The following is a 9,161-nucleotide window of genomic DNA, read 5'->3' as shown; positions in this document are numbered from 1 at the left end:
GGAATCAGTAGACCACTACACATGTAGGACTTCATATTTCCAGCTTACGGGGCAATTCATGAGCAATCAATGAGGCAATCGGTCGCTTCGCAACCGAAGCCTAAGCCTAAGCCGACAGGCTTCAAACTACACGCGTTTGACGGAGCCGGAGTGCGTTGAACACAACCGATGCTGAGCTGAGGCTCATGGCCAGGGCAGCAATCATCGGAGACAGCAACAGTCCGAAGAACGGATAGAGCAGACCTGCGGCAATCGGGATGCTCAACCCGTTGTACATAAAGGCAAACAGAAGGTTCTGACGCATATTGCGAACCGTCGCCACCGAAAGCGTGCGCGCGCGCAGTATCCCCATCAGGTCACCTTTAACGAGCGTAACTTGGGCGCTGTTCATGGCGACGTCAGTGCCCGTGCCCATCGCTATGCCGACATCAGCCCTGGCGAGCGCCGGCGCATCATTTATTCCGTCGCCTGCCATGGCGACTACTTTACCTAGGGCTTGTAGCTTAACCACCAGCGCCTCCTTGTCTTGCGGCTTCACTTCGCCATGCACCTCATCGATCGATAGCTCACGAGCCACCGCGCGGGCAGTGGTAAGCCCGTCGCCGGTGGCCATGATGACTTGCACGCCCTCCGCTTGGAGCCGCGCTACAGCTTCCTTGGACGTCGGTTTGATTGGGTCCGATACGGCCAGCAAGCCGGCAAGTGCCCCATCAACAGCCAGGTAAACAATGCTGGTACCGCTCTCGCGCATTTTTTCTGCCTGATATTTCAACGGCTCGACGCTCACACCCGCATCTTCCATAAGCGCGGTGTTGCCTAGCTGTAGCTGCTTGCCTTCCACCAGACCACGGACTCCGATCCCTGACCCTGACTCGAAGGTCTCTGGCTTCGCCAGCTGGATACCTTCGCTTCTGGCATGGTCTACGATCGCGTGGGCTAGGGGATGCTCACTACCTTGATCCAAGCTGGCAGACAAACGGATGACTTCCTGCGAGTCAAACGGCGTGACGCCTATGGCCCGATCGAAGACAGGTCGGCCCTCGGTCAAGGTTCCTGTTTTATCGACAATCAGCGTGTCTACCTTACGGACATTTTCGATGGCGCCTGCGTCTCTGAAAAGCACTCCACTTCCAGCCGCTTTGCCTGTGGCAACCATGATCGACATAGGCGTTGCCAGGCCAAGTGCGCAAGGGCAAGCAATGATCAAAACCGCAACTGCATTGATCAGGCCGAATACCCAGCCCTGGTCAGGCCCGAACAGGCCCCATGCAAAGAATGTCAGCAAGGCGATACCGATGACCGTCAGCACGAAATAACCTGCAACCGTGTCTGCCATTCGCTGCATGGGTGCTTTGGAGCGTTGTGCATTCGCAACCATCTGGACGATTTGTGAAAGCATGGTCCCGGAGCCAACCTTAGTGGCTCGCATGACAAGCGAGCCGCTCGTGTTCATCGTCGCGCCGATAAGCGAATCGCCTGTCCGCTTCGTCACCGGAACCGGCTCGCCCGTTAGCATGGATTCATCGACGGCGCTCTCGCCCTCCAATACCTCTCCATCAACGGGTACCTTTTCACCAGGACGAACGCGCAGATGGTCGCCCTCATGAACATGTGTGAGCGGGATGTCCTCCTCTGAACCATCTTTGGCGATACGGCGAGCGGTTTTAGGTGATAAGCCAAGCAGGGACTTAATTGCCGAGGACGTCTGCGAGCGGGCCTTCAATTCCAGCAACTGGCCCAGCAGAGTCAATGAAATGATCACCGCGGCGGCTTCGTAATAAACGCCTATCCGGCCGCCTACTGTGAATGACTCTGGAAACATGCTCGGTAAGAGGGTTGCTACGACGCTGTAAATATAGGCAGCCCCCGTGCCAAGCCCGATCAAGGTCCACATGTTTGGGCTGCGATGTTTGACCGAGGCGAGACCGCGCGCGAAAAATGGCCAGCCTGCCCACAAGACAACCGGGGTCGTGAGGGCCAGTTCAACCCAGTTCTGGCTAGCCCCGTGAAACAGCGGTATCGCATGTCCCGCCATGGCCAATAGTGTCACTGCTACGGTCAGGGGCAGCGACCACCAGAATCGTTTCGAAAAGTCCTTGAGTTCAGGATTTTCCTCCTCGTCGAGTTCAGGAATCAGCGGTTCCAATGACATCCCGCAAATAGGGCAATCACCTGGCCCCATTTGGCGGATTTCAGGGTGCATTGGGCAGGTGTACTCTGTCGTTGCATCACCGGCGGGTGGTTTCTGTGCGGGTGGGGTAGATGCCCGAGAGGAGGTCCCATGAGCCTGCGGTGCAGCGAGATATCGAGCAGGGTCGGAACGAAACTTGGTCTGGCAACCCTGGCTGCAGAAGCGGTAAGTGCTTCCCTGATAATGCTCTTGATGCTCGCTATCCTCTTCCACCTTCATCCCGCAGACGGGGTCGGTGAGTGCTGCAGTACCTTTCGTTTGGTCGGGCTGGTGATGGCACTGCTGAGAGGACATACGGGGCACCTTATGGATTGGTTAGCGACGAACTTGGCCTATTGCAGGGACATTTGCGGTTTTTCAATGCTTGCAGCGTCTGACAGCCAATATATGCAAAGCGTCCTGACCAAAGGCTGAAGTAACCATTACATTTCTGTCAGGTTCTCTGGTATGTCAGGTCGTATGTATGTTGAAGCGAGCTGCTGAAAAAGTAGCTCGCGCAGATACCGCCTGCTGGCCTAACCTATGCCTCCATTGTTCGATGCTCGGCCGCTTCATTTTGATGAATACCGAACCGTGCAAAAGCCCGCGCCTCAAGATCCGTCTGTAGAGATTCGGCCTCTGCCCAGATACAGGCACTCTCGGCAGGCACCGTAAGAGCGATGCCCTCAACTATCGTCAGAACCATCGCATGCAATCTCAGCAGCTCATCGCGAATGGCGGTGGTTCCGCCCATTTCTAGCGAGCAGGCGTCCAATCGATCAACCAGCCGGAGCAGTTGAGAGGTGTCGAAGCCGTCGCGCAAGTTTTCCAACGCCACTGCATCGACTTCGCCGTACGGTGTAACGCGAAAGGATGCGGGAGGAACATTGATCATGTGGTTTTCTCGGTATCTAGCTGGCGAGGGGTGATCACCCGCAGCGAGCCGGCAGCTTGTTGGAACACCAAGTCCTTGATCCAAGGCTCCGGTGGCCGGTTGAGCTTGAGGTTGAATTCGCCGAAGCGCTTGACGTTGCTGGTCAGGTAAGGGCTGAGGAAAGACACGTCCTCGTCGGTGAACTGCCAACCCTCTCGGGCCAATTTCTTCAAGATGCGCATCATATCCACGGTGTTCTGCAGGATCACCGATGAGGCCACCATGTCGTTGTAGCGCAGACGTTTTTGCTGTTCGTCCGGATCGTTTTCGGCAATCACGTCGCCACCGAACGAAAGCCACTTCGAGAAACCGTTGTAGGACTCGATCTTGTTGGTGTTCGCGGTGACTTCCTGGCGCAACTCGCGGCTGCCGATCCAGTTGAGCAGGAAGATCGTGCGGATCACGCTGCCCAGCGCCTGTGCCGCATGGTAGAGCTTGTTTCGCCGGCTGTAGGAGCCGAGTTTTCGCAGCAGCATAGGCGAGGAGATTTTGCCGACTTGGATGGACAGCGCGACCTGCATCAGATCTTGCCAGTGGGTTTCGATCAAGTGCCAGTCGGCAGTGTCGGTGAACAGGCGGTTGATATGCTTGTACGACGCGCCGCGATCCGGCCGGCACATCACCAGGTCACGCCAGTTGCGGATACGCGGCATCAGGTTGATGCCCAGCAGATGGGTGAAGGCAAAAACTGTCGCCGATTGCCCCTGCGTATCTGAATACACAGTGTCTGCCTCAACACTGAGATCAGCCTTTAGCAGCCCCTCAATTACGTAAATCGCCTCCCAGATGCCAGGTGGGATGAAGTGCTGGAACACAGCGATGTAGTTGTTGGCCACGTGCCGATAGGCCACGGCACCCATCTTGCGGTAGCGGAAGTGGTAGCCGGCCAGCAGGTTGTCATCATAGAAGTCGAACTGCGTGCCGTCCGCTGCCACCGCCTTGCCATCGCCCCAGAGCTTAGGCAGATCAAGTTGCAGATAGAGTTCCACCAGCTCGCGGTTAGCCTTGTCCAGCTTCTCCAACGATAGGTGGCGGCGATTCGTATAGGACAGCATGTGTGGCGTGACATTACCGGCCAGATGCCGCGCGGCCTGGTTGGGGCCGAGATTGCAGCCCATTGCGAAGATGGTCATCAGATAGCGCTCGGCAGGCTCTTTGAGCTTCGGCTCGTTACCGGACATGGGACCGAAATGCCGCGTGAACTGAATCCAGTGCTCGATGCTGGCCATGATGTCGAGCACGTGCCTGGCCGGCATGCGCTGCATAAGCGCCGTCTGTAGTGAGATGGCCGAAGGTGGGATGTCCCGCGCCGTTACTCGGCGCAACACCGGTTCTCCGGCTTCGTTAATTGATACGTCCCCTCGGCAAGATGGGAATTTGTCGTCCAGTTGTTGCGCGGTTTCCTCCAGCTGGGTCTTGAGGGAGCCAACAAACTCCTTCGCCGTGCCTGGCAGCCCGACCTTTTCGCAGTAGGCCGGTAGTCGCTGCAGGCATTCTTCCCAGGGCAGCAACTGCTTGCGGTAGTCGGCGAAGGATTCCGACCCCTGTACACACATGTCACCCGATCGCAGCTCGCTGGCCAGGTAGGAGAATACGCAAACTTCCAAATAGCGCCGGTTGGTCGGTGGCCCCTCACTGGCAGGACGACGAACGACCTTGACCCAGCGCTCCGACGCAAACGACAAGTCGATGTGCTCGTCGATCCATTAGCGGCGTAGATTCTCGCTGTCCTGGATCAGTTGAAGATTCTGAACCAGCGATCGATCCTGAGTCGTGGGCTCCAGTTGGAGAAGGTGGCTGAGACGGAACAATAACGAGCGATGGGACTTGAAGTGCTTCCAGATCAGCGGCAGATAGTTATTACCGCCGGTAGCCTGTACTTCGGCGCAAGTCTCACGCAACCGATCCAAATTGCCACCGGGGGAGAGGTATTCCCGAATCAGACTGCCAGCCTCCTGGTCATCCGGTTCTTGAACCAGAATCTGCACCACGCCATCCAGGGTCGCCGCCAACTGCTCCAGCTTCTGGCGTTGCCGCGCCTGGATTCGCTCCAACTCCTCCTTGGCGCGTTTATGGATCGTCGAAATCCGTCGGATGAACATCTCGGCCAGGTGATCCCGGGTCCGCACGCGCATGCGGTAGATCAAGGCCAGCATCAGCGTGTAGCGTTTCGGCAGTGAGCAGTCCTTCAGCTCGGCTACATCCGACGCCGCGGCTTGGGCAGCGAAGTGGCGGATCTTGGTGTCGACTATTCCTCCAAAAATGGCATCCAGATCCCCGAGGCTCTCGAGCCAAGCCAGATGATCGATCAGCACCTCCAAGTGCTTGCGAGATGGCTTCTTGGGCGCCTGCTTCAGCGCATTGAAGTCGCTCTGGCGTCGGCCGAAATCAGTGTCGAGCAGATCCTTTAACTTGTGGATCACCTCGACTGGCGTTCTGGTTACTACGAGGTTGAATATTGCCTCTTGGGATTCGGCATGAATTCGCTCAGCGAGATCATTCAGGGTCGAGTACGCAGGGAGCTCATAATCCTGGCTGATCAGTTCTTCGATTACGGAGTTGATGATGTCGGCGCGTTGGTCAAGCACAAACGACATTGCTTTGGCATGCCGCTCGGCGAGCTCCATGGCATCAGAGCCGTAGAATGCCGTCACACCGAGGCGAGCTCGGATCGCGTTCATGTGGCGATATTGTTGGAACCACTTGTATTCCGCGAGTTTCACCTTGCTACGCTGACCCAACTCTCCGCGAATGAAGTCCACCAGTTGAATAGGTACGTCGGTGATATCAGGAAAATATCGGAGCACCTGAAAGGTTTTTAGGAGAACGGCGAGATTGAGGTGAAAGGGGGCCTTGGACTTGCTTCGTACCCACTTAATCTCATCATCTGAGAACGAAAAATCACGCTGCAGCTCAGCTTTTGAATACGCCTTTGGCAGAGTGGGATACGCCGTACGCTCTAATGAAGCCATAGGAACTCCTTTTCTGAGGAGTCAGAAAAGATAGTCCACGATCAGAGGCTGTGCGGTCGACTTGGTAAATTCTCTTGGCATCAACACGTTACGTGCGAAGTGAGTGAATTTTCCTTATATCTCGGCATGACCCCGTCATGTGATCGTCCGCTGGTTGGGGTAGTTGTGTACCTCAACAGAACGTATCCGACGCGGCGGAAATGCAACCCCATCCACGGCGCTAGTCCCCCAAGCGAGCGCCTGGCTCGCCCAGGGCCACATAGGCGAAGCCGCCGAGTCGATAGGTCGAGGGCGTAAGGAACCCAGGTCGATCGCTGTCCTGCGGCCGCTGGCCACCGGTGGACAGGTAGAGATTGCGCTCTGCCCAGACCTCAGCGCGCGCCTTCATATCGCCGCGCTGCCGGCCGCCCGCGCCACGGTCGAAGTTGCGCAGGGCCGAGACCTTCGGCTAGCACGAACACCCGCAGGTGGGCCTTGATGATGGCATCCCATGCTGGCCGCGCTCACCGAACCAGAGCGTGCAGCGTGGATGTGGCGCCACGGCCTGGTGCTTGATCCTCACCTGGTCGTCTGCCAGGTTCGCGATGGTGCGCAGATCCTGGTGCTCGGGCGTCTACTCGATCGGCATTCCCTGGTGCTGCGCCCTACTCTCAGCCTCCGCCTGCAGCTGCTCACGCACGGTGGCCACCGGTACCCGCTGTTTGCTGGTGGTGTGGCCAGGCCAGGTGAGCGAAATCCGTTCTGGCGCTCCATCGAAGTCGAGGATGGTGTGCAGCGACGGCGCCCAAGGCGCTCTCGCGTGATTCGAGCTCGTCGATGATGCGCCGCTCGGGTGCCTTGACGCTCAACACGTCTTGCCGCGTGCTCCCCTGCAGGCGGAAGTAGCCCGGCTGGCGCATGACGGTGTCGGCGGCATAGCCATCAGACACACATAGCCAGGCGTACCGCTGCTTCAGCTGCTTTGTTCGATCGTCAGCTGGACGGTGTGGTCGATGGGCAGCCAGGTCCTCAGGGAGGATACGCTTCGCTAGCGGAGCGCTCGAGGGTCATGCGGCGCCTCCGGAAACGTTCGGATCTTCGATGGAAGCCTGTCTGCAGCAGAGCTATTCGCTGTCGCTGGTGTGTGGAAGCCGCATAAGGATGCTGGTGTGCTGACAAATCAAGAGATCAAATGGGCCGCGCTGCTCGTAGTGGTCGTGAGCGTTGCGAGGGCGCAGTTGCGAAAGCGGTGGCCTGAACAGGTGCGACGATGGGAGCACCTGGTCGATCTGTCGATCTTGGTGACGGTGATCTTTCTGATGATGGCAGCCCTTACTAATCTCGGCAGGGAGCCGGGCCGACCGATGCCCGCAGGGCCGACCAGGATTGCCTCCGTGGCGCTGACAGATATCTCGCTCCAGCGCCACAGCTGAGCGCAGGCGCTAGGCCGGTGACTCGTAGGTGATGCCGCCGAGCCGATACGTCAAAGGCGTCTTGAGCGGTACCCGATTACCCTCCGCCACTTCCATCCGCTGGCCACCGGTGGGCAGGTAGAGGTTGCGTTCTGCCTAGACGTCAGCGCGCTTTCACATCGCCGCGCCGCCGGCCGCGGGCCGCACGATCGAAGTCGCGCAGCGCCGAGACCTTCGGCTCGGCCTCGCCGGCGAGCACGAACACCGGCAGGTTGGCTTTGATTATGGCGTCCCACTTCTCGCCGCGCTCACCAAACCAGAGCGTGCAGCGCGGATGGGCGCCACGACCTTGTGCTTGATCAGCACCTAGTCGTCCGCGAGGTTCGCGATCGTGCGCAGATCTTGGCACTCGGGGGTTTGCTTGAGCGGTATCTGCCGTTCGAGCGGGTAGTGCAGAGAAGAACCGGCGCTTATAGCGAACGCTAATGCCCTGCTTCGGAGCCCACTTTCAACAGCGTGTTGAACGCACTAGCGCCAGCCGTTCACGGATATAGGCGTCGTTGCCTATCGCCTGGGCATCGAAGGGGATAGCAACGGCGCGCGCGTCTGAGCGCGAATACAGGCGGGCAAAAATCGAACCATCTGGGCAGGTAGGGCTGACTAGAACGGTCCATCCTTCCAGTTCACGACTCAAACGCTGCATCAATATTTGTGTGGGCATGGCAGCGAATTTGGATATATTCATAATTTTTACCCTGAGTATTGGGCGATGACTCGGATGAGTACTTGGCGGCTCTTTGCCTGCTATTCATAAGGCGGGCTCGATTCGGCTTGACGTTCTAGACGCTCCAACACGCGTAGAAGTAGCGATAACGGGCTCCGACAGCAACACCTTTCGGCCTCTGCCAAAAGCGGTAGAGGCTGCGCCACGTCTAGTTTATTTAATTTTTCGAGAATGGAATCAAGCGAACGGGATCTGGGCCGATAAGGAACGCTCATATGGGGCTGTGTCTGACCATGCTTGCTTCCGGCTGCGGCCAACGTAAGTCCACGCACGACGTCTTCCTCCCAGGTGCTTTGACGACTATCTGTCATTACCCCAGAAATTTCTTTTGCTCGTGCAGGATGCGGCAATGGGCAGCTAATGCATTTCGGTCGCCAGTCTCATTGCATCTTCCTCAACCCTTTTAATTGTTTCTGCTGTCAGCGCTTCAAGCTGAAATAGAATGTTCTGAAGTTCGGATTGGCCATATCCACATTGCGCAGTTGATCGCTTCTCAACGTAAGCAATCTGTGGATCTGCAGCATGAAATTTCGATCGGGATTTTCAGGTATAGCGAAAAGGCTACTCATCGTCGTCTCCACGGATGTTACCATCACGACAACCGATATCGCCCAAAATGTTTGTTTCTTAAGGCAATTCGTCGCCGACGGCATGCCTTGTGGCGATGTTTTTATTCCTTGACTATACAGGGCACCTCTAAAAACACACATCTGAGCCAAGCCAGGCAGTGACAAGCACAACTCCTGGCATCCGAGTGCCGGGTGACGCACTCGCAGAACATCCTTCGGCCGGTCGCGATACGCGACCGGTGGCCTGGCTCAGGCCAGTTCCAGCAGGCTCGACATCCGCTTGAGGTTGTAGACCGCCGATTTGACCATCAGGCCAAACTCCGCACGGGCCAGGCCAATGC

General features: G+C 57.4%; 6 protein-coding genes and 1 pseudogene. 1 reads left to right on the top strand and 6 read right to left on the bottom strand.

All coding sequences use genetic code 11. The annotated features are described in order from the left end of the window. Positions 1-121 precede the first annotated feature (121 nt). The 4 genes and pseudogenes from FEZ61_RS24115 to FEZ61_RS24555 all read right to left on the bottom strand — a co-directional run bounded on the left by FEZ61_RS24115 (position 122) and on the right by FEZ61_RS24555 (position 6,464). The gene (locus FEZ61_RS24115; protein ID WP_081594550.1) at positions 122-2,485 is read right to left on the bottom strand and encodes a heavy metal translocating P-type ATPase; all 2,364 of its coding nucleotides are present in this window, start codon (positions 2,483-2,485) and stop codon (positions 122-124) included. Positions 2,486-2,711: 226 nt separating this feature from the next. After that, positions 2,712-3,065 (bottom strand): Tn3 family transposase post-transcriptional regulator TnpC, encoded by a 354-nt coding sequence (gene tnpC, locus FEZ61_RS24110; protein WP_145156341.1) that lies wholly within the window; start codon positions 3,063-3,065, stop codon positions 2,712-2,714. After that, positions 3,062-6,076: pseudogene (locus tag FEZ61_RS24105) on the bottom strand (Tn3 family transposase). Before FEZ61_RS24105 ends, tnpC begins: the two are co-directional and overlap by 4 nt. A 220-nt stretch (positions 6,077-6,296) precedes the next feature. Continuing rightward, positions 6,297-6,464 carry a hypothetical protein gene (locus FEZ61_RS24555; RefSeq protein ID WP_017638589.1) on the bottom strand — a complete coding sequence of 56 codons (168 nt, stop codon included), beginning with the start codon at positions 6,462-6,464 and terminating at the stop codon, positions 6,297-6,299. A gap of 760 nt (positions 6,465-7,224) precedes the next feature. Here FEZ61_RS24555 and FEZ61_RS24095 point away from each other — a divergent pair. Beyond that, positions 7,225-7,488: a hypothetical protein gene (locus FEZ61_RS24095; protein WP_017638590.1), complete on the top strand. Its 264-nt coding sequence runs from the start codon at positions 7,225-7,227 to the stop codon at positions 7,486-7,488. A gap of 142 nt (positions 7,489-7,630) precedes the next feature. Here the strand turns inward: FEZ61_RS24095 and FEZ61_RS24550 are convergent, their stop codons facing one another. Together FEZ61_RS24550 and FEZ61_RS24085 are read right to left on the bottom strand one after the other, a co-directional pair. After that, positions 7,631-7,876, bottom strand: coding sequence for a hypothetical protein (locus FEZ61_RS24550; protein WP_231893093.1), 246 nt, complete (start codon positions 7,874-7,876; stop codon positions 7,631-7,633). A 99-nt stretch (positions 7,877-7,975) separates the two neighbouring features. Next, positions 7,976-8,212, bottom strand: coding sequence for a hypothetical protein (locus FEZ61_RS24085; protein ID WP_132833210.1), 237 nt, complete (start codon positions 8,210-8,212; stop codon positions 7,976-7,978). Between the last annotated feature and the right edge of the window lie 949 nt (positions 8,213-9,161).

It is taken from the genome of Pseudomonas sp. MS15a(2019), from assembly GCF_013277805.1.
GTDB classification, from domain to species: domain Bacteria; phylum Pseudomonadota; class Gammaproteobacteria; order Pseudomonadales; family Pseudomonadaceae; genus Chryseomonas; species Chryseomonas benzopyrenica.
This window is presented reverse-complemented; position numbering and strand designations above follow the sequence as displayed.